Genomic DNA, 24,036 nt, shown 5'->3' with positions numbered 1-24,036 from the left:
CTTAAGGATCGATTCTTTTGGCTCTTTTCGAGGCTCATAATGGCGTTCTTTTCCCTTTTTACCCGCTTCCAATAGATTCAAAAGAGATTGCGCTTTTGCTTTTGCCTCGATGAGAGAAATATCGCCGCCCATAACGATAAGGGCATTGCTAAGGATCAAATGATCTTTTTTGAACGTTTCAATATCACTCAGCTTAATCGCTTTAATACTCTTTTTGGTTCCGATATTAGGCACTGCCATCGGTGTCCCTTCAAAAAGAACCGCTTTAAGCTCCTCAGAGGCAACCGTATCGAAATCAGCCTCTTTACGGGAAATATCACTGAGCGCCATTGTTTTTACTTTTTCGAGTGATTGGTCGGTAAAGTTGGGTTCACGCAACTGTTCGCTTAAAAGGGAGAGTCCTGTATCGAACTCCTCTTTGAGAGATCCGAGTTCGATAACGAACGTCTCATTCCCCGCATTGCTGCTGAGTTGTATAGCACGCGCGTCAAGGGCATCGGCAAAACCGACAGAACCGCGTCTTAGTGAGCCCTCATTCAACATTTTGCCGCTGAGCCGCGCCAAACCAAAAGATTTCCCCTCATCAATGCTGCCGCTATGAGTGAAGATAACCTGCATAGAGACGATCGGAAGACGTTTATCCTCTTCGAAAATAAAAGGGATTTTCACCCCTTTAACTTCTATAAAATCCAATGTGCTTGCCATAAGTGCTTGCCCTAATAGTAAAATCGCTAAAAATAAACGTGTCACTCAAATTTTTCCAAAATCTCATACGCCGTATTACGAATTGCCGGTGTTTCTCCGATATCACGGATCAAATGTACCATCTCATCTTTTGCCATCCGAAAACCTGCCCCCGCACTGCGGACAACATTCTCTTCCATCATAGTAGAGCCCAAATCGTTTGCCCCAAACAGCAATGCCATCTGACCGATATAAGGCCCTTGAGTCACCCATGAGCTTTGGATATTGGGAAAATTATCTAAAAAGAGACGTGATACCGCTAACAGTCTAAGATAACGGTTGGAGGATTGTTTTTCAATCTCAGGATGCTCTTCCATCAGCTGGGTATTCTGTCCCTGAAACGACCACATAATAAAAGCGCGGAAGCCCCCTGTCTCATCTTGAAGATCACGGATAAGATTCCAATGCTCGATAATCTCTTCATCGGTCTCTACCGTACCGTACATCATTGTTGCAGTCGATTTAATCCCTAACTTATGGGCTTGGCGGTGAACATCCACCCACTCTAACGAATCCATTTTTTTCGGAGCAATAATATCACGTACGCGGTCACTGAGAATCTCTGCCCCCGCTCCGGGAATCGAGGCAAGCCCTTTGGCTTTCAAACGGCTCAAACACTCTTGAATCGAAATATGGGAAACTTTAGCGATAAAATCAAGCTCAATCGAAGAGAAGCCATGTATGGTGATCATCGGATATTTGGTGTGAATATGCTCCACCAAATCCTCATACCATTCGATTTTGAGTTTCGGGTGAACACCCCCTTGGAACAAAATCTGTGTCCCGCCGATCTCAAGGAGTTCATCGATTTTTTGGTCGATCTCTTCAAAGGTGAGGACATAGGCATCGTCGTCTTTACCGTGACGGTAGAAAGCGCAGAACTTACAATCAACCCAACAAACGTTGGTGTAGTTAATATTACGGTCTACGACAAAGGTCGTGATCCCCTCAGGATGGAGCTCTTTTTTTCGAGCCGTCGCCATTTTCCCTAGTTCTTTAAGGTCAGCATGGCGGATCAGCTCTAAGGCTTGTTCTTTACTAAGACGCATAATGACCTATTTATCTCGTGATATAGCGTCAAGAACGCCGTTAATAAACTTGGGTGATTGCTCACTTCCGAATGCTTTTGCGACTTCGATCGCTTCGTTGATGATAACAGCCGAATCGAGTTCTCCGAACATAATCTCATATCCGCCAAGACGGAGCGTCGCACGTTCAATCGATCCCAAACGGTCGAAATCCCAATCTTTGAGGTGTTTGATAATCGCTTCATCTACCTCTGCCAAATGCTCCGTCACCCCTTTGAATAAATCAAGGGCAAAATCACGCTGTTTGTTACGGATCTTTTTCTCTTCGAGAATCTCATCACTAAAATCAGAGATGGTCTGATTTCCTAAATCGTATGCGTACAATAAACTCACAACCGCCATGCGGGCTTGATGACGTGTCGCCATTATGCGCCGATCTCAGCGTACAGATCAAGCATCTCGATAACAACGGTCATCGCTTCAAACCCTTTGTTCCCTGCTTTGGTTCCTGCACGTTCAATCGCCTGCTCGATGGTATCGGTCGTCAAAAGACCGAATGAAACCGGTTTTTTATGTTTCAAGCTCACTGTTGCAATCCCTTTGGTCGCTTCAGCAGAGACATAATCGAAATGAGGGGTTGAGCCGCGAATGACTGCACCCAATGCACATACCGCATCGTATTTACCGCTGCTGAGAAGCTGTTCAATCACCATCGGAAGCTCGAACGCACCCGGTGCCAAAACGTGAGTCAACTCATCCGCGTTTCCGCCGTGACGTGCATAGGCGTCTTTCGCCCCTTCTACGAGACGATCAACGATAAAGTGGTTCCAGCGTGTACTGACGATCGCTACTCTTTTGTCCGTGCGAACACGAAGTTGTCCTTCGATAAGTTTCATTTTCAATTTCCTTTAAGTGAGTCAATTTTCAATAGCGTTTCGCTTAACGCTTCTAGTTGTTCTAATTTTAGCATATTTGGTCCGTCACTCAAAGCGCAAATAGGATCAAAATGCGTTTCGAAGAAAAATCCGTCCACTCCGACGGCTGCGGCGGCGCGTGCGAGGTGAGGAACCATCGAGCTGTCCCCTCCCGTTTTACCTGTACCATTACCCGGCATTTGCACCGAGTGGGTCGCATCGAAAATAACGGGAGCGTATTCGCGCATAATCACGAGGGAGCGCATATCAACGACGAGATTGCCGTACCCGAAGGATGAACCTCGCTCACACAGCAATACACCGTGTTTTTGCGAAGCTTCGAAACTCACCTCATCACACCCGCGCGTTTTAAGTACTTTAGCCACCGAAAAACGCATATCGGCAGGGGTCATAAACTGCCCTTTTTTGATATTGACGATCTTGTCGGTTTTAGCCGCTGCTACGAGTAAATCGGTCTGTCGGCACAAAAATGCGGGGATTTGGAGCATATCGACCACTTCCGCCGCGATGGGCACTTGATAGCTCTCATGGACATCGGTGACGATCTTGTAGCCGAAATCGTCTTTGACCTTTTGCAAGATCCGAAGCCCCTCTTCGATCCCCGGTCCGCGATAGCTATCAAGCGAAGTGCGGTTGGCTTTATCAAAACTCGATTTGAAATAAAAATCAAAGCGCGGGTCATTTTGGTAACGCTCTAAGCTTTTGGCGATTGTAAAAATCGATTCTTCACTTTCGATGACACACGGTCCGGCTAAAAGGATCATAAGATATTCCTCGATATTAATTGGTGTAATTGTACTGAGAAAAAATTAAAATCCCGTGTGACATTGGGGTTTAGTTTTAGAGAGATACTCCATCCCTTTGGTACATTGACGATGGAGGAGATATCGGTATCCTCGCATAATTATTCTTTTCACCCAATAGCCCAAAAGACCGCTAATCCGAATCACTCCAAAGAGAGAAATGGCAGCGTAATTTCCCCCTAATGCCACCATCATCCCCTCTATCCGTATTTTGGCACGTCTCAACTCACGATTCTCAATCAATGCGAGTATATTTTCTGCCGCATAGGTACCGCTTTGTTCGGCACACTGCGCTGTAGGGGGAAGCAGTTCTCCATCAAATTCTCGAAGCTCGGCAATATCACCTGCCGCAAATACCCCCTCATACATCCCGACACGAAGATACTCATCGACAATAAGCTGCGACTTTTTATTTTTAGAACTGTTGATCGTCGATGTCAATGTCGAAGCGACAATTCCCCCCGTAAAAATCATAAAATCAAAACAAAGACTCTTATCATTGTTCAGCATTAAGGTATGTTCTTCGACCGAAGTAATACGGGAGTGACTGATAATTTTTACCCCGAGCTGTGTGAGCCTCTGTGTCGCTTTTTCAATCAGATACGACTCCATCCCCTCCAAAACTCCCTCATGCGGGATAATTAAAAAGATATGAATGTTGTCGCACGTAAGGGTGTTATCCTTATGAAACACCCGGATATAGTGTGCCATCTCGGCGGCAATCTCGACACCGCTCAATCCCCCGCCGCCGATAACGACGTTAAAAGGTTCACTGCACCATCCCCCCTCACTCTCCATACGTGCATAAAGGCGTTGTTCAAACTGATGTTTAAACGAGAGGGCACTGGGGAGGGTTTTGACACCATGGGAGTATTCACGTAGCCCCGGAGTGGCACTGTTATACGCCGTGCGGCTACCGCTACAGAGGAGAAGATAATCATAGGGATGGCACGAGTTCTCTCCGCTGGCACATTTGTTCTCAAAATCGATCTCTCGGATCGTATCTTTGATAAATGTAACATGTGCACCGTAACTCAAACATAAAGCGACTAAATCGATCGTGACACGGGTCATTGAGCACTCATTGGCGATCAATTCATACGCTTCGGTTTGGAGATAATGGTACGGGTGCTGATCGATCAGAACTATATCACATAGATTTGAGGAGGCAAGAGTTTGAAGTGCTTTTACCCCTGCATACCCGCCGCCGACAATAATGACACGTTGACGTTTCATAATCACCCCTTTGGGGTATAAGTATTTGATACGATTATAGCATAATGGCTTTTGAACACATCACCGCTGAGCTAAACGCCCACTGGAAGTTATATCCCCCAAGTTCCCCCGTTACGTCCACCGTTTCACCGATAAAATAGAGCCCTTTTATTGTAGTACTCTCCATGCTCTTCGGGTCTAACTCACTACACGCTATCCCGCCACGACACGCTTCGGCTTTACTCAGACCAAACGTTCCTGAGGGTGCCATGGCGTAATGACGGATACTTAAAAGCTTTTCCCACTCGTGCGAGCTCAAGCGGTTGCACCCTTTGTCTTCCAGCCCTATTGCTTCTAAAAAAGCTTTCATAAACCGTTTCGGAAGAGGGATCGCCGTAGAGACGATCTTTTTCTCATATTTCAGGGTGTTTAGATCGAAATCGGGGAGAAAATCGATCACTATTTCCCCTTTGAACCAATAAAGCGATGCCGAGAGGACAACCAGTCCGCTGATCCCTTTATGGGCAAAGAGTAAATCTTCATCCAGTGTCTTACCCGCCACATGGATGCGGGCGGGAAAACTGATTCCGCTAAGCTCCTTCATCCAAAACTCTTTAGGTTGCAGTGTAAGTCCTACAAGTGCAGGGGAAAACGGTACGGTTTGTATCCCATAGCTTTGCGCGATTTTCAATCCGATATCGCTCGCGCCCAGCTCTTTATAACTCGACCCCCCCGTTGCAACGACAACTCGACGGGCTTGGAATTTCCCTTTGTCGGTTGTCACAATGAAAGGGCTTTTCCCCTCTACAGAGAGGACTTTATGTCCTAAAATCAAATCGCATCCGCTTGCTTTTCCCATCAAAATGGAAATCACCTCATCGGAACTTTTCGGACAGAAATAATAGCGCTCTTTACGGATTACAGGACGCAATCCGCCCTCACGAAAATAATCCAAAAGCTCTCGTTGTCCAAATACCGATAACGCTTGTTTGACAAGGTTTTCATCTCCGAGAAAATGGCTCTCATCGACCTCTACATTAGTGAGGTTGCATTTCCCCCCACCGGAAGCTTTGAGTTTTAGCGCAGGTCGGTTATTTCCCTCGATGATCGCGACTGTAAGTTTACTGTTTTGACGCAGGTGCGCTGCACACATAAGACCGCTCGCCCCGCCTCCGAGGATAATGACATCGTAATGCTTCATCGTTTAATAAGCCGCAGTACCAGAAGAAAAATAAGGACTCCCGCCATTGAAAGATTATCCCATGTGACCGTTTTATGGCTCATCAAATAGTGAACGACAATCAATACCGCAGCAATGTAGACCATTTTATGCCAGGAGTGAAACAGTCCGAACAGTTTTTTGGTCGAAGTAAGCGCCATCGTCAGCATGATAATAAATGCCCCCATCCCAAAAGCGATAAACGGTTTTGTCACCGCTTCATGAATCACACCGTGAACATTAAATTCCTGATCGATCCCGATAAAAAGCAGTGCATGCATCAGCGCGTAAAAAAAAGAAAACAATCCGGCCAAACGGCGGTATCGGATAAGATTCAGTTTCAAAAATACACGTACGGGGGTAAAAGTTAGAGTAAGTGCCAAAAGCCAAAAAGCGCTGTCACCGGATAAATCAGTTGAAAATTTCAACGGATCAGTCGGGAACTTTGTCAGCGTAAAAGGGACAAACTGCTCTATAAAAATAAAAGATTCACGTATCCACTCGGGCTGAATCTCTACACTGAAACGGATTAGCGCATACACTATCGGCAATAATGCACCGAACCAAATGATAAATCTCATTTATACCCTTTTTAATAAAACTTTCTCAGGTCCATCCCTTTGTACAGATGCGCGACCTCCGAACCGTACCCGTTGAAGGGAAGAGTCTCTTGTTTGAAAAACTTCCCGATCACCCGCTCACGCGCCTGCGACCATCTCGGATGATCGACGGCAGGATTGACGTTGGCGTAAAACCCGTATTCTTTAGGAGCTACTTCATTCCATGTCGAGCGCGTCTGATGCTCTTTCAACGTAATCTTTACGATTGATTTGATACTTTTAAACCCGTACTTCCACGGGACGACCAATCGGATCGGCGCTCCGTTTTGCGGCATCAGCTCTTTTCCGTACAACCCTACCGCCAAGATTGTCAGCGGATGCATCGCTTCATCAATCCGAAGCCCTTCATGGTAAGGAAACGGAATAGTACCAAAACTTTGTTTTTGTCCTGGAAATTGGGCAGGATCAAACAGCGTCTCAAACTCCACGTATTTGGATTTTGAGGTGAGTCCGGCGGCTTTTAACAATGATGAGAGGGGAAAACCGACCCACGGTATCACCATTGCCCACCCCTCGACGCATCGAAGTCGATAGATTCGCTCTTCTAGGGGGATTTTTTTTAGAATCGCATCGATATCAAGCGTCTGAGGCTTTTGCACCTCTCCGCCGATCGTGACGGTCCACGGACGGGCTTTAAAATGTTTTGAAAGCTTGGCAGGTCCGGCTTTATCAACAGAAAACTCATAAAAATTGTTGTAAGAGGTCACCAAATCAAAGGGGGTCAAGTTCAACGAACTTTTCTGCTTTTGAAACGATAAGGCAGCTGAAAGAGGGGAAGCCATTGCCAATACGGCAGCCGAAGCCGTAAGTTTCATAAGGTCTCGCCGCTCATGGTAAATGGATTCAGGTGTAATCAGAGATGTTGGCATCAAATCATAATCTTTACGTATAAGCATCTTCAACCTCCAGTTGGCTATAATTGCACTATATTATCCAAGGGTTGGTAAATGTCCAAAAAACTCCATATCGTTTCACTCGGTTGTACCAAAAATCTCGTCGATACTGAGGTTATGCTCGGACGGCTCAAAGATTTTGAAATGACCGATGCAAGTGAGGAAGCAGACGTTATCATCGTCAATACCTGCGGGTTCATCGATGCGGCAAAACAAGAGTCACTCAACACTATTTTCAATCTCGACGCAGGGCGCAAACGTGATTCGGTTCTGGTAATGGCGGGGTGTCTCTCTGAGCGATACAAAGAGGAGTTATCCAAAGAACTCAAAGAGGTAGACATCTTCACCGGTGTCGGTGATTACGACAAAATCGATGAACTCCTTGCCGCCAAACAAAGCCGCTTTACCCCTGAGGTCTATCTGATCGACGGTGCAGAGCGGGTCGTAACGGGTTCAAGCTACCATGCTTATGTCAAACTCTCCGAGGGGTGCAATCAAGTGTGCAGTTTCTGCGCCATCCCCTCGTTCAAAGGGAAACTCCATTCACGTGATTTAGAGAGTATCGCCCGCGAAGTAGAAGGGTTGGTTGCCAAAGGGTATTATGATTTCAGTTTCGTCTCTCAAGACTCCAGTTCGTATCTCCGAGATCAAAATACGCAAGACGGTCTTATTCACCTCATCAAACGGATCGAACTAATCGACGGGGTAAAAAGTGCTCGCATACTCTATCTTTACCCTTCGACCACAACATTGAAACTGATCAAAACCATCGGGGATTCGAAAGTGTTCCATAACTATTTCGATATGCCGATACAACACATCAACGACGATATGCTTCGCATCATGAAGCGTGGATTCGGAAAAGCGAAAACCCTTGAGCTCCTCAATGCCATGAAAGCACTCCCTAACGCCTTTATACGTACCAGCTTTATCGTCGGTCATCCGCAAGAGTCTGAGGCTATGTTCGAAGAGATGGTAGCATTTGCCGGCAGTTTCGGGTTTGATCGTCTCAACGTTTTCAGCTACTCCGACGAAGAGGGGACGAGTGCGTATACAATGGATGAAAAAATCGCTCCCAAAGTGATCAACGCCCGTGCCAAAAAACTGGGGAAAATCGCGTCTAACGTCGAAGTGGAAAGTCTACAAAAACTCGTTGGTCAAGAAATTTCTCTCATCATAGACGGTGAAAGTGACGAACACGAATTCCTCCTAAGCGCACGCGCGCTCAACTGGGCACCCGATGTAGATGGCGAAATCTACGTCAACGACCGCGAAGTAGAGGGTGAGCTCAGTTTCGGTAAAATCTACCGTGCCCGTATCACTGAACTTGCACAAACACGCCCTTTGGCGACCGTAACGGGAAATGTCTGAACTCCTCCATCTTGATCTTCTAAAAGAGGGGGGAGTTCTCCTCGCTTTCTCGGGAGGGGTCGATTCAACCGCCCTCTTCCATCTTCTACTTAAACATAATATTGCGTTTGACATTGCCCATGTCAACTACCACACCCGTTCTTCCAGTGACGCTGAAGAAAAAAACGCCGAAAAACTCGCACAGCAACATGCGCTTCAATGTTACACCCACTCATGCCGATTGGGAGGAGTCAATTTTGAACACCGTGCCCGCGAAGAGCGGTACAAATTTTTCGGTTATCTGATGAAAAAGCACTCCTACCGCTATCTCCTCACCGCCCATCAGCTCAACGATCGTCTCGAGTGGCTGATGATGCAAATGTGCCGAGGATCGGGGCTTCCTGAGATGCTTGGGATTCGCTCACACGACCGGCGTGACGATATCGAGATACTGCGCCCTCTTTTGGAATGGGATCGCGACTCTATCGAAGCGTATCTTCATACACATAATATCCCTCACCATATCGATGAGAGCAATGCCGATGAGCGATACACCCGCAACTTTTTTCGCCATCGCTACAGTGCACCGATGATGCGTGATTATAGAGACGCCATCCGTCGCAGTTTTCGCTATCTTGAAGAGGATAATGAGTCATTGATTGAACCGATGGATTTCCTATCGGTAGAAGAGCTCTCCTACGCACACAACCCGCACACATTCCGCTCACTCCTCTACGGAATCGATCGCTTTTTCAAATCGCGCGGAATTCTCCTCACTCAGCACGACAAAGAGGCGCTTAAAAAAGGGGGAGAACATATCATTGCGCGGCGCTTTGCCCTCTCCATAGAGAAGAACTATACGTTTATCGCGCCGTATGAACATACTATCGTGATGGATAAAGGATTTCGTGAAAAGTGCAGAGCGTTAAAAATAGGGGTTAAGTTGCGAGGCTACCTTTATGGTGCCCCGAAGGCTTTCGAGGTTATCCGTCGATTAAAAGACGATTTAACACCTCTTCGATTCGACTGACACCGACGATCTCTATCGCCGCTTTCACCTCATCGGGAATATCGCTCAAATCACGATCGTAGTTTTTCTGAGGAATAAGGGCAAGTTTCATCCCCGCTCGATGCGCCGCAATCAGCTTCTCTTTGAGTCCGCCGATAGGGAGAACATTTCCCGTGAGCGATACTTCACCCGTCATCGCAATATCGGCACGCACTTTTTTGTTTGTGAGGATCGAAGCGATAACCGTTGACATCGCAATCCCCGCACTCGGGCCGTCTTTAGGGGTAGCCCCATCAGGAACGTGGATGTGTAAGTCAAAGCGTTTATACACTTCGCTCGCATCGAGTGGGATATCACTTTCTCTCTCAGCAGGACTTAGCGGGATAATCGAATGATCGACACTGATTTTCCCCTCATCGATCAATGTTTTAACAACGGAGAGGGCGATGCGGGCAGACTCTTTCATCACATCCCCCAAACTTCCCGTGAGCTGTAATACCCCTTTTCCGTTGATACGGATTGCTTCGATTTTGAGTACATCTCCACCCACTGCTGTCCACGCCAACCCGTTAACGACACCGATGCGATCGATGTGATCGGTTCGATCAATCTCAAAAATCGTTTTTTCCAAGAAATCTTTGAGGTTTTTCAAACTCACCGTCACTTTTTGGGTACTCGGCTCTTCGAGAATCTTTTTCGCCGCTTTACGGACGATATCGGCGACACGTCGACGAAGGTTACGAACTCCCGCTTCCCGCGTATGCTTCTCAATCACTTCGGCTAATGCCGTTTTTGAGATCGAAAGCTCTGCTGTTTTCAAACCGTGTTTTTTCAACTCTTGGGGGATCAGATACTGTTTTGCAATCTGAAATTTCTCTTGCGGCGTATAACTGCTGACCGAAATAAACTCCATACGATCGCGCAACGGTCCCGGGATCTGCCCTACATCGTTCGCCGTCGCGATAAAAATCGCTTTGCTAAGATCAAGATTGAAATTGAGATAATAATCTCTAAAATGGGTATTTTGTTCAGGATCGAGAATCTCCAACAATACCGCCGTCGGATCACCGCGATGCGATTTTGCCACCTTATCAATCTCATCGAGAACAATAACGGGATTCATCTTTTTCGCTTCGATCACACCCTGCACGATACGCCCCGGCATTGCACCGATATAGGTACGGCGGTGTCCGCGCAGTTCGTTGACGTCTTCCAATCCGCCAAGTGCAATCCGTACGAGCGGACGTTTTAAGGCGGTGGCAATAGAGTTAGCCAACGATGTTTTACCCACACCCGGAGGGCCCGCGAAACACAAAATTGCCCCTCGCCCCTCTTTGTCGGCAATACCGCGAAGCTCCAACAATTCTTTGACCGAAAAGAACTCCAAGATACGCTCTTTCGGTTTTTTCAATGAAAAATGATCTTTATTGAGCTGATTTTCTACATCGTGGATATTGAGCGCTTTTTTCGCCTCATCACCGTAAGGAATCTCAAGCACCCATTCTAGGTACGTTTGGATCATCCCCGCATCGGCGCTGTCGGGATGCATTCGTGCGAAGCGCTCGAGCTGCTTGTTGATCTCTTTATACGCATCGGGATGCATTTTCTCTTTTTTGGCGTCGAGTTTTTTACGGAACTCTTCGATCTCTTCATCACGGTGGGTATCGGTCCCCAGCTCTTTTTGAATCTGTTTCAGCTGCTCTTTGAGAAAATACTCTTTATTCACTTTCTCAATGCGGGAGTGGACTTTGGAGCGGATCTCTTTTTGAAGTTTATTCGCTTCGGTCTCTTCGATCAACTCATCAATCAGCATCAAAAACCGTTTTTCAGGATCACGCTCGATAAAAAGTTTATAAGCATTCTCTTTTTTGATCTTAATCGAGCTGCAGATCAAATCAACGATCCGGTTGTACTCATGATTCTCTTCGATAGTACGAAGAAGATCAGGGGGAAAATAGTTGCTTACTTGAGAGAGGGCACGCACTTTTTCACGCAACACTTCTAAAATTGCATCCATTTTCAGCTCATTCACTGCCATGGATGAGATTAAATCGACATGAGCGCGCAACGGGTTGTCATGTACCATCTCCGTAATATGCCCGCGGGCAAGACCTTGAAACAGTACCTTGATTCGGCCATCGGGCAAAACGACTTTACGCATAATAGAGCCGATAACGCCGGCGTCATAGATCGAATCTCCCTCACGCTCCCCTTCATGCTCAGGTTTTACGGGGCAGACAATAACAAGTGAATTATTCTCAATCGCTTCGGCTGCAGCGGCAATGTTTTTTTCATCATTTAAAAAAAGGGGAGAGATCATAAAGGGATATAAAAAAAGCTCATCCTCCGCAATCACCGGAAGATTCGTCGGAAAAGAGCTGTAATTACTAAGTTGCATTGAAAAAAATCCTATGTTTATTTACTTTCGTTATCGTCCATTGAAATAACGCTTCGCGTTTGAGGAATCATAAAATCGTACCAGCTGCTGGTGCCGTCTCCCTCAAACATCTCTCGATACCATGGAACTTCAGCATGAACAACTTCTTTGGAATCGATCCACGTAACAGGGGCAATAGCACGGTAATAACCGGCCCCTTTAGGTTTCCCTAAACGCTCGTACAGTTGTGCGATTTGCTCGTTCAGCACTCCGCGGGCAAGCTGTAATTGTGTCTCCATAGAGTGAACCAATGGCAAATAGGTAGAATAAGGGTAATTTCCTTTAAAGGCATCAACCCCGCGAAGGGTATCATCGATCAACCCCTGATCACGTCCCGGATTCGGAAGGGCTAAAAACTTGGCTTTTATCTTTAGAAATTCAGCATATTCACGCCCCTCAGGAGTAGCGTATCGGCGGATATACTCATCCAGAAAATGTTCCGCCAACAAATACTCTTCATGTGCCATATGGGCTTGCGCCATAATCATAGTCGCTTCGGCTAAAAAAGGTGAGCTGATGTGTTCACTTTGAAGAGAACTAAAATAGCTATCCGCTTTTTCCAAATTTCCGTTGGAGACAGCGCTCACCATCTTTTCGTACCAATACTCTGCGGGTTTATTATACTCGTCAAGATCCTTGCCGCATCCGCTTAGAAGAATGAGTGCCGTTATTGCGATTAACCATGTTCTAATCATTGAGTAAACCTACGCTATTTTGAAATTATGAGCTATTTTACCGTAAAGAGATTAAAGACCCCTGCAAGAGGTTGAAACTTTTTAGTTTGATGTGTTAAAATCAGATCACTAATGATATAAGAAGGTAATTATGCAGTTTGATTTAAAACTTCCCCTGCTCGGTTTTGAAACAGTTTCGAAAATGGAACTTCAAAAAATCGATGAAATTTTTTTACGTCTTGAAAGTATAGGCGAGGGGCCATCCTTTACGCTCATTAGCCCTTTTGCCCTTCGAGAATACTCTTTTGATATTCCCTCATCTCTTCAGGCTTTAATGGGTATCACCCCTGAGAGTAATCTTCTTATTTATAACATAATGATTCTGCAAACACCGATTGAAAAATCAACAATCAATTTTGTTGCCCCTCTGATATTCAATACCGACAATCAATTAATGGCACAAATAATTATCGATAACCGTTCCGATTTCGGTATTGCCGAACCGATTAAGAACTACCTTAAAGGTGCGAGTGATGTCTAAATCGATCACCTTTGTCGGAAACGGAAAGATGGCGCTTGCCCTCGCAAAAGGGTTGTGTGAAACCCATGCGATCGAAGTAATCGGCCGAAGCATGGCAGCTATGGAGCAATTTGAGCATATCCTCAGCACCCCCATCAAAAAAACCCTCTATACTGATGCGGATATTACAAATAAAACAGTCATATTGTGTGTTAAACCCTCCAACCTAAATGAAGTAGCACCCTATTTAGAGGGAACGGCTCAAACACTCTATTCGGTTCTGGCCGGAATATCCCTCACATCCCTTCATAGTATCTCAGCGCACACCTATTGTCGTGCTATGCCAAATCTTGCCGCCGAAGCAGGAGCCTCTATGACCTCTTTAGTCGGGGACCATTCTATCGCCAATAATGCTATTGCCCTTTTCGGCTCTATCGGACAAACGCTCTGGCTAAACAGTGAAAAAGAGCTTGATATCGCTACCGCACTAGCCGGAAGCGGTCCAGCCTATCTCGCCCTCATTGCCGAAGCACTCTGCGACGGAGCAGTACGAGAGGGGCTAAAACGTGATGACGCCATGGCTCTAATGCGCGGACTATTTGAGGGGTTTGGAAAACTAATCCAAACAACGCACCCCGCCATTTTAAAAGATAATGTTATGAGCCCAGGGGGGACAACCGCCGCAGGATACGGTGCTCTTGAAAAAGGAAAGGTAAGAGAAGGGTGCATGGAAGCGATTCATGCCGCATACACTAAAGCAAAAGAGATGAAATAAGCGTTAATTTCAATGGTGCGATGCATCTTTTGCATTGAGCGGTTCAAAAGGGGATATTACTTCGGTTTCCTCATGAACAGCCTCTTTGTGATTTTGCATAGGTTTACTCTTCTCTTGCGCTTTGGTTGACTTCTCTTTTTCAGATGGCTTATTATGCACCTTCATCGTAAAACTAGAACGAATTTTATCCCCGTCTCTCTCGAAATGAATCGGGAAATTCACACCGATAATCCATTCACTTTTGTTGATGTTTTCTAAGAAATTATAAAAACTTTGCGGTGACGTGATTTTAGACGTTGCATTAACTTCATACACTTTAAACGTTCCGTTACCCTCTAATTCTGTCACTTCCGTCAAATAAAGATCGGTAAACTCTTTTTTATAGAGGCGTTCAAACCGATCCGGATTAAACATCTTGTCAAAAGCCCCTATCGTACCTTTGTGTTGCAATTGGAGATCTTTAAGGCGATTATGGGTGTTATCGTACCGATTTTGAGCCAACTCTAGCTGCTGTACCTCTTTTTTACTCTCCAAACGAAGTGCACGATACTCTTTCCCTTTCGGGATCAAAAACAAAAATGAGAAAGCGACCACACCGGTTAACAAAAAGAGCGAGAGTATCACTACGAACAGTGTCTGACGATTCATTCTTTTACCTCTTCAGCTGTCTCATCATCGAGATAATTGGTGGAAACGAATCGGTACCACCCATTCTCTACGGAATAAAAACTTGTATAGGTACGATGAAAAATAGATCTCAAAGGTGCATGAAGCATATATTCATAGGTATCTTTGTTGGGGGTCGTACCGTATAAAATTAACGATTTTTCTTCCAATTCTGCACGAGAGAGGGTAATATCTTCGGGTACAAGATCAAAGAGATTGCGTATACTCTCTTTCATAACGGTATTGTCCGTCGTCACCTGCTCGGCAATTTTTGCTTCGGCCTCTATTGTTTGTATCTGCACTTGCATTTCAGCAATTGAACGATTTAACAATGCCTCTTCTTGAGCTATCATTTTACGTTCATGGGCAAAATCATACGTTTTATACCCTAAAAAAAGATAGGTGCCCACTACCATAGCAATAGTAACCGTAAAAAAGAAAAGGACTAGACGTAATTCGCCGCTGATTAAACGCTTTGTTCTTGGGGTAATAAAACTGTGGTTCACAACCCCTCCTCTTCAAGCATAGAGAGTGCGATCACTTCATCTGCAACATCAATATGCCGAATAAGTACATTTAAAAAAAGTTCTTCTTCAAGATATCGCTTAAGTTCACTGCCGCTTCCATAAGCGTCTGCAACATAAACCGTCTCTACAAAACGGTTACGGCACTGTTCACCCCCGTAAAAACGTATTAAAGTGCGTTGAATCAACTCAAACCGGCGATAGTCGTTGTTAAACCGGTCCATCTCAAATTTTATATCATTACCGCGAGACGCAGTAACCTTTTTTTCCTCATACGTCAATTCATCTTCGCTAAATTCAGCAATCTCTTCAAGGGTATCCAAATCCTCAATGTCACTCAAATCATCCAACTCTTCTAAAATATCCAAATCATCAAGTGATTCTATATCATCAAGACTAATCCCTCTCTCGCTTTCGTCCTCTTCTTTGATCCCGATAGAAAACCCTACAGGGCTGCTATTATCATCTTCCATACTGAGCGTATTCTTCTCAGCCATAGGATAGTGATGAGCATATTCAAGGTTCCCCTCTTCAAACAATGCAATCGTAAACGAATCCTTTTGCGCTAGTGCATAGAGGGCAAATCCTCCTTTAATTTTATCAGCAAAAAAATGTTCTAAGATGGAAAAAGGGGAAAAAATAAAATCAAGCCCTATGGTGCGATACTGCTGTTCTAGTGCATCAAGCTCTCTATGTGAACTGTACAAAAGCCATTTTCCACTTCGGCAAAGGGTTTTCGTACCGATAATCTCTTCCATATCATCCGCCATATGAGCAGAGCACCCTACCAATGCCCCTTGCTTAGGTTCAGGGTTCAACAACGCGATATAGTACAAGGGTGATTCATCGAGATATTTACGGATAAACGAAACCGCCTCTTCAAAGGAACTCTCCCCTTCAAATCGTCTGCTCTCTTTATAGAGGAGTTTTTTTTGCTTCTGTCCTACCACTCGGACATCATGTGCTCCCCCATCTTGTACAATAGCGATGAAAATTTTTCGGTAAAACCGTTCTATCACTTAGAATCCTCATGAGGATGGCATAATGGATGCGATTGACGATAATGATCCATTTTCAGTGCATTCCCCAGTTTGGTATAAATCTGTGTCGTAGACATACTCGCATGTCCTAATAATTCGCTAACATCGGCAATTCGCGCCCCATTGTTTAACAATTCTGTTGCATACGTATGACGCAATTGATGTGGGGTCACTTTGAGTCCAACCTTTGCAAATGCCTTAATAATGGTATATCTTAGACTATTTTCGCTTAATTTTTCACCTTTGGTTTCAAAAATATACTCTCGTGATGAGTTTAAGCGTTGATAATCAATAACCATGGCACTAATGCTCTTTATCATCGGAATGTCCCTCTCTTTTGACCCTTTCCCTCGGACACGAAACCATCCATCCTTCATATCTTCGAGTTTCAAATGGGTGAGTTCAGAGATGCGCAGTCCCATCGTATACAGGAGGGTGATTGCCAATGTGGCTTGAGGTTCAGCGTATTGGAGTGCATGGGTGATTTGTTCATGGGAAAGGGGTTTGGGGAGAGTTTTAGGGATTTTTATACTCTCATCCCCTCGAAGATCAACACCCGTTCCGTTATCACGAAGATATTTGACAAAACTTCGGATGGCACTGAGCTTGAGAGCAATTGTTTTGGCCTTCAAGTGGGCTATTTTTAGACGTAATGGCATAAGATTGATCGAGAGAACACCTTCAGAATCTATGATTTCAGCATACTTGATCATCTCGTCAATTGCATCATGGTAGCTGCGTATCGTTAGCGGTGAATACCCCCGTATGGAGTCAAGGTATTTTAAAAAATCCTCTTTACCTCTATAGAGCATGTTCCATAAGCTTTGCTTTGATAAGCTCTTTTGCCGCTTCCATCTCTAATCCCTCCACATCAATCGGCTCAGATGCATAAAAATCGAGGGTTCCGAATGGCTTAGGAACGGTGAATTTATCCCAGCTAGGTAACTGCCAAAACTTTGAGGGGACACAACTATAAACGATCACTTTAGTGTTCCGTTTTTGCGCCATAATCACCACACCATCACTCATCTCATGACGAGGCCCTTTCGGACCATCGGGAGTTATCCCGATATCATACCCTTCACTGAGTGATTTAAGCCCCTGTATGAGTACTTTTGCCCCGCCGCGCGTGGTAGAACCGTGAATTGTCCCCAACTTAAAATAACGCATGATACGTGCGATAATCTGACCGTCAAAATGGTCGGAAATCAGAACATTCGCTTTAGGCTCTTTTCGGAATTGGTAGTAGAGGTAAGGCTGCATCAACAGATCCCCATGCCAAAACGCAAAAATGACCGGCTCAGAGGGGATAGTTTGAGGGAGATGAAACCGCTTAGTGTTTGTGAGATAAATCAGACGGATCAGGAAAGTTCCAATAGGGGGAATAAACCACAACGCTAATGTGCGAAGAAGCTCTTTACGCAATGATCTCTCCATACTGGACGTTACGGGAAACCTCCGTTATTTTTACTTTAGCAATTTTTCCCAGCCACTCTTCAGACCCTTTAACTTTTACAGAGAGATTATTATCACTCCGTCCGGCTACAAATCCGTCACTGCGTAACTCTTCGAAATAGACCTCTACAATTTTGCCTAAATTGACGGCTTTCATCTCATCAAGTATCTGATCATGACGTGTTTGGAGCCGATCGAGCCGATCGGAACCGATCTCAGAATCGATCTCTTCCATTTTTTCAGCCTCGGTCAAAGGACGCGGAGAGTATTTGAAACTAAAGAGCTGTTCAAAACGAACTTGATTTAAAACATCCATCGTATCTTCGAAATCCTCATCGCTCTCACCGGGAAAGGCGACGATGATATCGGTACTGATACTGACATCAGGAACCATCTCTCGTAATTTGCGGGCACGGTTCAAAAACCACTCTTTCGTGTATCCGCGCTTCATCGCTTTTAAAATCGTATCGGAACCGCTTTGTAGCGGCATATGCATTGATTTACATATTTTCGGATTGCGGGCGAACTCTTCAATAAACTCATCATCCATATGGAGAGGGTGAGGAGAGGTAAATCGGATACGCTCCACCCCCTCTACCGCACTTACCCGTCGAAGCAACTCAGTGAAATTGACTTTTTCATTGTCCCCTGAAAAACGGCGACCGTAATTGTTAACATTTTGACCGAGGAGAAAAATCTCTTTCGCTCCCCCCTTAGCCGCTTTTCGTGCTTCTGATACAATCAGATCGGGAGGGATAGATATCTCATCCCCACGGGTTTTTGGGACAATACAAAACGTACACTGCTTGTCACACCCTATCGAGATGTTAATATAGGCTTTGTATGGGCTGCTGCGAAAATCTTTAAAAGCAAACTGCGATTCATCGTAATCGATCTCAATCTCAACCGCACGATCGCGTTTAAGGACATCGGAAATTTTGGAGACGTTACGGGCACCAAGGACAAAATTAACATACGGGGCACGTTTGATAATCTCTTTGCCCAAATGAGACGCCGTACATCCACATACACCGATTTTAGCATCTGCTTTTTTGAGTTTATTAAAGACACCAAGTTCGGAGAAGAGTTTATGTACCGGTTTTTCACGAACCGAGCAGGTGTTAATGAGGATTAGATCAGCAGAGCTCGCATCATCGGTGAGCTCATACCCCTCATGGGCATTTAGCTCTGCGATCATGTGCTCGGAATCGCGCACATTCATAGCGCATCCAAGCGTCTCGATAAAGAGTTTTTTAGACATTAGAGGATGTGGACCTCGTACATGTATTCGTTTGCGGAAAGTCCAAATTTTACTTCGCGCATATAAAAACTTTTCCCTTCCCCTTCGAAATGATCTTGTAGAGCAAGAAGATCTTTGTGTGAATTTTCACGATCAAAATAGAGGATAGATGAATTGCTTTTTTCTACCATCTCAGTGATTTTTTTGAGGTCGATTTTTTTTGGTTTTGTGTCGTGTTCGCTGCGTGCGAGTTTAAGTTCCATGGCTTTTCCCTTTTATAGAGTTCTAGATATTAGGGGGATTATAGCGGTCATATGATAAATATCCTATTAAGAGAAATTTATGTATAATACATATCCTTCATAAAAAAGCTTTCCCGTAATTATCAATTTTTTATGATTTACCACAATCAAGAGGATATTCCTATGGAAAATATTTTAGACATTATTGACTCAATTGCTAACGAAAAAGGGCTTAACACCGATCGTGTTCAAGAGGCGATTAAAACCTCTTTTATTCAAACTGCCAAACGTATTATCAACCCTACTTTCGCTTTTGAAGCGGATATTGATGATCGAACTAAAACCGTCAAATTACGCCAAATCATTACTGTCGTTGCCGATGATGCCCCTGAAATTGAGGGGGAAGAAGCCGGTGCCTATATGGGTATCACGGCTGCTTTGGAGATCGATGACGAAGCTGAGATCGGCGATCAGCTCCAAATGGAACACGATATCGAGAGCTACGGAAGAAGTGCATTTGCTACCTTGCACCGAGAAATCGAATTTCATATTCAACGCCTCGTAGAAAATGAACTCTATGACAAATACAAAAGCAAAATCAACCAAATCGTCTCCGGCCGTGTTACCCGCGTCGACAATGACCAAAATACCACCATCGAGATTGACGAGATCCGTGCTACGCTGCCGATGAAAAGCCGTATCAAAGGTGAAAAATTTAAAGTCGGTGATGTCGTCAGCGCGATCGTTCGCCGTGTTCACGTCGATAAAGCCAACGGTATCTCGATGGAGCTTTCTCGTACCTCTCCTAAATTTCTTGAAGAGCTTTTAGCGCTTGAGGTACCTGAGATCAAAGATGGCATCGTGGTCATCGAAAAATGTGCCCGTATCCCGGGTGAGCGCGCTAAAATCGCCCTCTATACCAACCGTCCTCAAATCGATCCTATCGGAGCGACTGTCGGTGTACGCGGTGTCCGTATTAATGCGGTCAGTGAAGAACTTTGCGGAGAAAATATCGACTGTGTCGAATACAGCTCATCCCCTGAACTCTTTATCTCTCGTGCAATGTCTCCGGCTATCATCAGTGCCGTCGTCATTACAGAAAATGAAGGGGAAGAGAAAAAAGCGGTTGTTACCCTCCCAAGCGATCAAAAGTCCAAAGCAATCGGTAAAAGCGGTATCAATATCCGTCTTGCATCGATGTTGACCGGTTATACCATCGAGCTCAATGAAGTGGGCGGAGTTGCTCAAATGGGTGAAAAAGCACAAGAAGAGAAAAAAGAGGGACTTAGTTCACTCGAAGCGTTGTTTGGAAATTAACGTTTCACAAACGGATTAAGTTTTAACAACACCGCATCGGCAACCTGATTGCCGATCAGCGTCAAAAATGCACTCATCATTAAAATCCCCATAATTACCGGATAATCCCGACTCATCGCCGATAGATAAAACAGCTGTCCCATCCCCTCGATCCCAAATATAGATTCCAGTATCACCGATCCTCCGATCAGCCCCGGTAATGACAACCCCAGCATTGTTACAATCGGAGGGAGAAGATTAGGGAGTATATAGCGGCGGATAATCTTGCTCTCTTCTATTCCGCGAGAACGAGCAAAATAGATATAGTCGCTTTTGAGGATTTCTAGAGTCAGTGAGCGGACATAGAGCACTAAACTCCCAATGCCGACAAAGACCATTACGGCTATCGGAAGCGTTAAATGCCACGCCATATCGAGATAATACCCTATTCCCTCCGGTGGCTCCAATGAATGCATCCCTGCAATCGGAAACCATCCTAACATAACACTAAGAATCATCATGGCTACCAGTGCCAAATAATACGACGGCATCGCAAAGCTAAACAGTGCAAGCTGACTGAGAAAAGTATCCGCTTTTTTCCCATGGGAAAGTGCCGCTTTAATCCCCATCCAGAGTGAAACAGCAAATGTGATCGCCATAGCGACAATATTCATCCACAGCGTTACAGGCAAACGATCCGAAACTACTTCAGAGACCTGTGCACCGCTTACAAATGAGAGTCCGAAATTGAGTGTAAGAAGATTCCCTACCCAATCCATATATTGCAGTAATAGCGGTTTATCGAGTCCGTAAATAGCACGCAGCTGTGCTATCGCTTCGGGGGTCATATTGGGATTGAGTTCACCACCCATAAAACTGTTCGGTGCCATATGAATTGCACCAAAAGATAGGAGTGAGATTAAAAAAAGCATTAAAAAGGTGTAGAGTACTGATTTAAGAAAATATTTCATGTGAATGATTATAGCGAAAGAGTGAAGGGAAAATAAAAGGAGGGTTCACCCCGTGAGGGGTGAGAAGCAAAAAACTCTTAGAAGTTAAGAGTCAAGTATGCTTGAACAGTATTGTACTGAGAACCACTTCCAGCTGTTCCAGCTGCATTAAGGTTTTGATCATCAGCATCCGTTGAGATGTAAGCTAAAGTTGCATCCAAAGGACCGAATGATTTAGAAACAGTAACTGCAACTTCTGTCATATCAGTATTATCAGCTCTACTTGCATTAACAGTATTTAAGACGCCTACAACAGCATTACCGTTATTATCAATAGAAACATCCGTATAGTATGCACCGATTTTTGCAAACCCTGCATCGTACTCAGCTGTTACGTTCCAAGATTCCGCACCTGGAGCACCTACGTACCCGTAGTTCCACCATGCTTCTGTGTACAATTTAGATTGAGCGGCAACCATGTTATTTGTTGCAGTATTCGCAATGTTCAATACACCGTCTTCATCTACATCAGAGAAAGCAGCAGATACTTTTAGGTTTGGAACACCTTCGTATGCAAGTTTGAATGCATATCCTGAAGAATCTTTTGCACGACCAACTCCTGCATCAATTGTGACTGAATCAACTACACCTTTAGGATCGATAGCTGCATATTGTCCGCCGATTTTTAGACCTTTTACCAACTCACAGTTGATATCCGCTTGCAACCAGTAAGCATCCGCTACACTAGCAACATCGTAATACCATGCTTGTGCAGTAAGAGGTTTGAAAGAATTATTTACGATTGCTGCTGCGTATGCACCTGCTTCGCCAAATGTAGTGTATTTAGCACCGGCAGCCATATAACCATCAAGACCTACAGCTGAACCGTTAGCTTTTGATGCGGCTACTTCGCCGTATGCAATACCAGCAACCGGTGACAATGCATTAACACCATTGCCTTTTCCAACCCATGCACCGACCAAAGTCGTATCCGGAAGATCTTGGTTGATCAATACTGCTGCATCAAATGTATTTTTTGCAACTGACCATGACTCAGAAAATGCTAATGGAGTATCGAGTTCCATACGACCAAGTTTAGCCGTAGTTTTACCCATTGTACTTGCCAACCAAAGTTCACTGATCCATGAGTTATCTTCTACACTGTTAGTGTGTCCAGATGTCCAAGTATTTGCAACAAGGTTATTTTCTAAACCAAGTGTGCTAACTGCATAACCGGTTACACCGAATGATACACCTTTAAGCAAATCACCTGTTACACCAAGACGAAGCGCAGTATCTGCTGCACTATTGCTTTGATCAAACATATCTGAATTCGTGGCAGTACCACTGTCATTTGTACTATAATTAACTTTAGCGTCACCGCTTACTTTTACATTGTCTAACGCGAACGCGCTCGCTCCGAGCAACACTGCTGCTGCAAGACTCATTTTAACTAACTTCATTGATTCTCCTTAAGTTAAGCTTGACCTTATGTTTTTGTTTCGTCGGAGTTAATTGTAACTCTGCTATTCTTAAACATAGCTGTAAAAAAAATATTTTGTTTACTTTCTATTTACCGATTAAAGAGCCCTGTTTTATGGAGTATTACATTTTTGTATGATTTTCAAAATGAATAATCCTCATAAATCTGAGCCGCTTTATGGTATAGTTCAATTTAGTATTATTTTATCAAATAACTCAAAGGATTCTCACATGTCCCAAACATCTCTTCTTGTCTCAGTTGCTGCTTCACTTTTAATCCTCTCCGGTTGTGCTAATCGTGAGGGTGTAGCCCCTTCTCAAAATAGTTCGTTACATTCTGTTTCACCTAGCACGACTGCCGTGAGCGAGGGTGGGGCAATGCAGCGCTCACTCGATAGCTGGCTCAAGGAAGAGTGGACACCGATGACAAAAACCGTCCCTCTTGAAACGAAAACAACCGCGCCTGATGGTACCGTTGTAACGACTACTACAATGGTCGAAGTGCCTGAAACGGATGATAATGAATCTTTTACATTGCAAAAATACGCGGATAAGTGGAAAGCGTATCATGAGAGTAAAGCGAAAATGAAGGAAGGAAAGCCAAAAGAGCCTTCTCATATCGAAATGATGGGGACTCTTCCGGTTGTTGGTAAGTAACTATTAGTAACACGCCATCGGAATAAAATCCCGCTTGGCTACGCTAACGCTGAGTTCTCTTCAGCAGAGAGCTCAAATCGCTTGCGATTTTGTAAGCTGACTCTGAAATTACTCTCTCTCATCCCAAACAAAAACGCTTTTACCTTCAGCGTTTTTCTCTACTGCCGCCATACCCATAATGTTATAGCCCGCATCGACATAATGAACTTCACCGCTCACGCCGCTGGATAAATCACTCAGAAGATACATAGCCGAGTTTCCT

General features: G+C 44.6%; 26 protein-coding genes and 1 pseudogene. 6 read left to right on the top strand and 21 right to left on the bottom strand.

The window, feature by feature from the left end; genetic code table 11:
- From A2517_RS01520 to msrP, 9 genes are all read right to left on the bottom strand, one after another.
- Positions 1–705 (bottom strand): insulinase family protein (locus A2517_RS01520; protein WP_294893604.1); only part of this gene is annotated, 705 nt, incomplete at its 3' end.
- Between the two features lie 41 nt (positions 706–746).
- The gene (locus tag A2517_RS01515) at positions 747–1,793 is read right to left on the bottom strand and encodes a dehypoxanthine futalosine cyclase (protein ID WP_294893603.1); all 1,047 of its coding nucleotides are present in this window, start codon (positions 1,791–1,793) and stop codon (positions 747–749) included.
- A 6-nt stretch (positions 1,794–1,799) separates the two neighbouring features.
- Positions 1,800–2,198 carry a transcription antitermination factor NusB gene (gene nusB, locus A2517_RS01510; protein ID WP_294893602.1) on the bottom strand — a complete coding sequence of 133 codons (399 nt, stop codon included), beginning with the start codon at positions 2,196–2,198 and terminating at the stop codon, positions 1,800–1,802.
- On the bottom strand, positions 2,198–2,668 hold the full coding sequence (ribH, locus tag A2517_RS01505) for a 6,7-dimethyl-8-ribityllumazine synthase (protein WP_294893601.1): 471 nt from the start codon (positions 2,666–2,668) through the stop codon (positions 2,198–2,200). The genes nusB and ribH overlap by 1 nt, the downstream gene beginning before the upstream one ends.
- Positions 2,669–2,670: 2 nt before the next feature.
- Positions 2,671–3,471 carry a 3-deoxy-8-phosphooctulonate synthase gene (gene kdsA / locus A2517_RS01500; RefSeq protein WP_294893600.1) on the bottom strand — a complete coding sequence of 267 codons (801 nt, stop codon included), beginning with the start codon at positions 3,469–3,471 and terminating at the stop codon, positions 2,671–2,673.
- 45 nt (positions 3,472–3,516) lie between these two features.
- Positions 3,517–4,746: an FAD-dependent oxidoreductase gene (locus tag A2517_RS01495; protein WP_294893599.1), complete on the bottom strand. Its 1,230-nt coding sequence runs from the start codon at positions 4,744–4,746 to the stop codon at positions 3,517–3,519.
- 34 nt (positions 4,747–4,780) lie between these two features.
- The gene (locus A2517_RS01490; RefSeq protein WP_294893598.1) at positions 4,781–5,926 is read right to left on the bottom strand and encodes an aminoacetone oxidase family FAD-binding enzyme; all 1,146 of its coding nucleotides are present in this window, start codon (positions 5,924–5,926) and stop codon (positions 4,781–4,783) included.
- Positions 5,923–6,525 carry a ferric reductase-like transmembrane domain-containing protein gene (locus tag A2517_RS01485; protein WP_294893597.1) on the bottom strand — a complete coding sequence of 201 codons (603 nt, stop codon included), beginning with the start codon at positions 6,523–6,525 and terminating at the stop codon, positions 5,923–5,925. The genes A2517_RS01490 and A2517_RS01485 overlap by 4 nt, the downstream gene beginning before the upstream one ends.
- Before the next feature lie 11 nt (positions 6,526–6,536).
- On the bottom strand, positions 6,537–7,460 hold the full coding sequence (gene msrP / locus A2517_RS01480) for a protein-methionine-sulfoxide reductase catalytic subunit MsrP (protein WP_294893596.1): 924 nt from the start codon (positions 7,458–7,460) through the stop codon (positions 6,537–6,539).
- A 51-nt stretch (positions 7,461–7,511) separates the two neighbouring features.
- Between msrP and rimO the strand changes: the two genes are divergently transcribed.
- On the top strand, positions 7,512–8,828 hold the full coding sequence (gene rimO, locus A2517_RS01475; protein ID WP_294893595.1) for a 30S ribosomal protein S12 methylthiotransferase RimO: 1,317 nt from the start codon (positions 7,512–7,514) through the stop codon (positions 8,826–8,828).
- Entirely contained in the window at positions 8,821–9,837 is a 1,017-nt protein-coding gene (tilS, locus tag A2517_RS01470; protein WP_294893594.1) for a tRNA lysidine(34) synthetase TilS, read from the top strand. The genes rimO and tilS overlap by 8 nt, the downstream gene beginning before the upstream one ends.
- On the opposite strand, the gene lon is transcribed toward tilS, so the two are convergent.
- Both lon and A2517_RS01460 read right to left on the bottom strand, forming a co-directional pair.
- Positions 9,791–12,214, bottom strand: coding sequence for an endopeptidase La (gene lon, locus A2517_RS01465; RefSeq protein WP_294893593.1), 2,424 nt, complete (start codon positions 12,212–12,214; stop codon positions 9,791–9,793). The genes tilS and lon overlap by 47 nt on opposite strands.
- A 17-nt stretch (positions 12,215–12,231) precedes the next feature.
- Complete coding sequence (locus A2517_RS01460) at positions 12,232–12,948, bottom strand: outer membrane protein assembly factor BamD (protein ID WP_294893592.1); 717 nt, start codon at positions 12,946–12,948, stop codon at positions 12,232–12,234.
- 130 nt (positions 12,949–13,078) lie between these two features.
- Between A2517_RS01460 and fliW the strand changes: the two genes are divergently transcribed.
- Both fliW and A2517_RS01450 read left to right on the top strand, forming a co-directional pair.
- Positions 13,079–13,468, top strand: a complete 390-nt coding sequence (gene fliW, locus A2517_RS01455) for a flagellar assembly protein FliW (RefSeq protein WP_294893591.1) — start codon at positions 13,079–13,081, stop codon at positions 13,466–13,468.
- Positions 13,461–14,222, top strand: coding sequence for a pyrroline-5-carboxylate reductase (locus A2517_RS01450; protein ID WP_294893590.1), 762 nt, complete (start codon positions 13,461–13,463; stop codon positions 14,220–14,222). The genes fliW and A2517_RS01450 overlap by 8 nt, the downstream gene beginning before the upstream one ends.
- Before the next feature lie 9 nt (positions 14,223–14,231).
- Here A2517_RS01450 and A2517_RS01445 read toward each other — a convergent pair whose 3' ends face one another.
- The 7 genes from A2517_RS01445 to A2517_RS01415 are packed head-to-tail and all read right to left on the bottom strand — an operon-like array spanning position 14,232 to position 19,410.
- A complete protein-coding gene (locus tag A2517_RS01445; protein WP_294893589.1) occupies positions 14,232–14,870 on the bottom strand; it encodes a hypothetical protein in 639 nt (212 codons plus the stop codon).
- The gene (locus A2517_RS01440; RefSeq protein ID WP_294893588.1) at positions 14,867–15,394 is read right to left on the bottom strand and encodes a hypothetical protein; all 528 of its coding nucleotides are present in this window, start codon (positions 15,392–15,394) and stop codon (positions 14,867–14,869) included. Before A2517_RS01440 ends, A2517_RS01445 begins: the two co-directional genes overlap by 4 nt.
- The gene (locus tag A2517_RS01435; protein ID WP_294893587.1) at positions 15,391–16,431 is read right to left on the bottom strand and encodes a hypothetical protein; all 1,041 of its coding nucleotides are present in this window, start codon (positions 16,429–16,431) and stop codon (positions 15,391–15,393) included. Before A2517_RS01435 ends, A2517_RS01440 begins: the two co-directional genes overlap by 4 nt.
- Positions 16,428–17,264, bottom strand: a complete 837-nt coding sequence (locus A2517_RS01430) for a tyrosine-type recombinase/integrase (protein ID WP_294893586.1) — start codon at positions 17,262–17,264, stop codon at positions 16,428–16,430. The genes A2517_RS01435 and A2517_RS01430 overlap by 4 nt, the downstream gene beginning before the upstream one ends.
- Positions 17,254–17,877 (bottom strand): lysophospholipid acyltransferase family protein, encoded by a 624-nt coding sequence (locus A2517_RS01425; RefSeq protein WP_294893585.1) that lies wholly within the window; start codon positions 17,875–17,877, stop codon positions 17,254–17,256. Before A2517_RS01425 ends, A2517_RS01430 begins: the two co-directional genes overlap by 11 nt.
- Positions 17,870–19,168, bottom strand: coding sequence for a tRNA (N6-isopentenyl adenosine(37)-C2)-methylthiotransferase MiaB (miaB, locus tag A2517_RS01420; RefSeq protein ID WP_294893584.1), 1,299 nt, complete (start codon positions 19,166–19,168; stop codon positions 17,870–17,872). Before miaB ends, A2517_RS01425 begins: the two co-directional genes overlap by 8 nt.
- Positions 19,168–19,410 carry an HP0268 family nuclease gene (locus A2517_RS01415; protein WP_294893583.1) on the bottom strand — a complete coding sequence of 81 codons (243 nt, stop codon included), beginning with the start codon at positions 19,408–19,410 and terminating at the stop codon, positions 19,168–19,170. Before A2517_RS01415 ends, miaB begins: the two co-directional genes overlap by 1 nt.
- A 162-nt stretch (positions 19,411–19,572) precedes the next feature.
- On the opposite strand from A2517_RS01415, the gene nusA reads away from it, so the two are divergent.
- On the top strand, positions 19,573–20,706 hold the full coding sequence (gene nusA / locus A2517_RS01410; protein WP_294893582.1) for a transcription termination factor NusA: 1,134 nt from the start codon (positions 19,573–19,575) through the stop codon (positions 20,704–20,706).
- On the opposite strand, the gene A2517_RS01405 is transcribed toward nusA, so the two are convergent.
- Both A2517_RS01405 and A2517_RS01400 read right to left on the bottom strand, forming a co-directional pair.
- Positions 20,703–21,656 (bottom strand): ABC transporter permease, encoded by a 954-nt coding sequence (locus tag A2517_RS01405; RefSeq protein WP_294893581.1) that lies wholly within the window; start codon positions 21,654–21,656, stop codon positions 20,703–20,705. The genes nusA and A2517_RS01405 overlap by 4 nt on opposite strands.
- 77 nt (positions 21,657–21,733) lie before the next feature.
- Positions 21,734–23,098 (bottom strand): porin, encoded by a 1,365-nt coding sequence (locus A2517_RS01400; RefSeq protein ID WP_294893580.1) that lies wholly within the window; start codon positions 23,096–23,098, stop codon positions 21,734–21,736.
- 250 nt (positions 23,099–23,348) lie between these two features.
- On the opposite strand from A2517_RS01400, the gene A2517_RS01395 reads away from it, so the two are divergent.
- Entirely contained in the window at positions 23,349–23,774 is a 426-nt protein-coding gene (locus tag A2517_RS01395; protein WP_294893579.1) for a hypothetical protein, read from the top strand.
- A gap of 108 nt (positions 23,775–23,882) precedes the next feature.
- Here the strand turns inward: A2517_RS01395 and A2517_RS01390 are convergent.
- Positions 23,883–24,036, bottom strand: a pseudogene (locus tag A2517_RS01390) (NADH-specific enoyl-ACP reductase); the annotation flags it as partial.

It is taken from the genome of Sulfuricurvum sp. RIFOXYD12_FULL_44_77 (assembly GCF_001830725.1).
GTDB classification, from domain to species: Bacteria; Campylobacterota; Campylobacteria; order Campylobacterales; family Sulfurimonadaceae; genus Sulfuricurvum; species Sulfuricurvum kujiense_A.
The sequence above is the reverse complement of the archived record's forward strand: the minus strand, read 5'-3'. Positions and strand labels throughout refer to the sequence as shown.

Bases quoted from the DNA above. Each gene is read 5' to 3' on its own strand.
- A2517_RS01495 (WP_294893599.1), bottom strand. From the start codon at position 4,746: ATGAAACGTCAACGTGTCATTATTGTCGGCGGCGGGTATGCAGGGGTA.
- A2517_RS01395 (WP_294893579.1), top strand. From the start codon at position 23,349: ATGTCCCAAACATCTCTTCTTGTCTCAGTTGCTGCTTCACTTTTAATC.
- nusA (WP_294893582.1), top strand. From the start codon at position 19,573: ATGGAAAATATTTTAGACATTATTGACTCAATTGCTAACGAAAAAGGG.
- A2517_RS01445 (WP_294893589.1), bottom strand. From the start codon at position 14,870: ATGAATCGTCAGACACTGTTCGTAGTGATACTCTCGCTCTTTTTGTTA.
- lon (WP_294893593.1), bottom strand. From the start codon at position 12,214: ATGCAACTTAGTAATTACAGCTCTTTTCCGACGAATCTTCCGGTGATT.
- A2517_RS01515 (WP_294893603.1), bottom strand. From the start codon at position 1,793: ATGCGTCTTAGTAAAGAACAAGCCTTAGAGCTGATCCGCCATGCTGAC.
- kdsA (WP_294893600.1), bottom strand. From the start codon at position 3,471: ATGATCCTTTTAGCCGGACCGTGTGTCATCGAAAGTGAAGAATCGATT.
- A2517_RS01450 (WP_294893590.1), top strand. From the start codon at position 13,461: ATGTCTAAATCGATCACCTTTGTCGGAAACGGAAAGATGGCGCTTGCC.
- rimO (WP_294893595.1), top strand. From the start codon at position 7,512: ATGTCCAAAAAACTCCATATCGTTTCACTCGGTTGTACCAAAAATCTC.
- nusB (WP_294893602.1), bottom strand. From the start codon at position 2,198: ATGGCGACACGTCATCAAGCCCGCATGGCGGTTGTGAGTTTATTGTAC.
- msrP (WP_294893596.1), bottom strand. From the start codon at position 7,460: ATGCTTATACGTAAAGATTATGATTTGATGCCAACATCTCTGATTACA.
- miaB (WP_294893584.1), bottom strand. From the start codon at position 19,168: ATGTCTAAAAAACTCTTTATCGAGACGCTTGGATGCGCTATGAATGTG.
- A2517_RS01460 (WP_294893592.1), bottom strand. From the start codon at position 12,948: ATGATTAGAACATGGTTAATCGCAATAACGGCACTCATTCTTCTAAGC.
- tilS (WP_294893594.1), top strand. From the start codon at position 8,821: ATGTCTGAACTCCTCCATCTTGATCTTCTAAAAGAGGGGGGAGTTCTC.
- A2517_RS01400 (WP_294893580.1), bottom strand. From the start codon at position 23,098: ATGAAGTTAGTTAAAATGAGTCTTGCAGCAGCAGTGTTGCTCGGAGCG.
- A2517_RS01430 (WP_294893586.1), bottom strand. From the start codon at position 17,264: ATGCTCTATAGAGGTAAAGAGGATTTTTTAAAATACCTTGACTCCATA.
- ribH (WP_294893601.1), bottom strand. From the start codon at position 2,668: ATGAAACTTATCGAAGGACAACTTCGTGTTCGCACGGACAAAAGAGTA.
- A2517_RS01415 (WP_294893583.1), bottom strand. From the start codon at position 19,410: ATGGAACTTAAACTCGCACGCAGCGAACACGACACAAAACCAAAAAAA.
- A2517_RS01490 (WP_294893598.1), bottom strand. From the start codon at position 5,926: ATGAAGCATTACGATGTCATTATCCTCGGAGGCGGGGCGAGCGGTCTT.
- A2517_RS01405 (WP_294893581.1), bottom strand. From the start codon at position 21,656: ATGAAATATTTTCTTAAATCAGTACTCTACACCTTTTTAATGCTTTTT.
- A2517_RS01485 (WP_294893597.1), bottom strand. From the start codon at position 6,525: ATGAGATTTATCATTTGGTTCGGTGCATTATTGCCGATAGTGTATGCG.
- fliW (WP_294893591.1), top strand. From the start codon at position 13,079: ATGCAGTTTGATTTAAAACTTCCCCTGCTCGGTTTTGAAACAGTTTCG.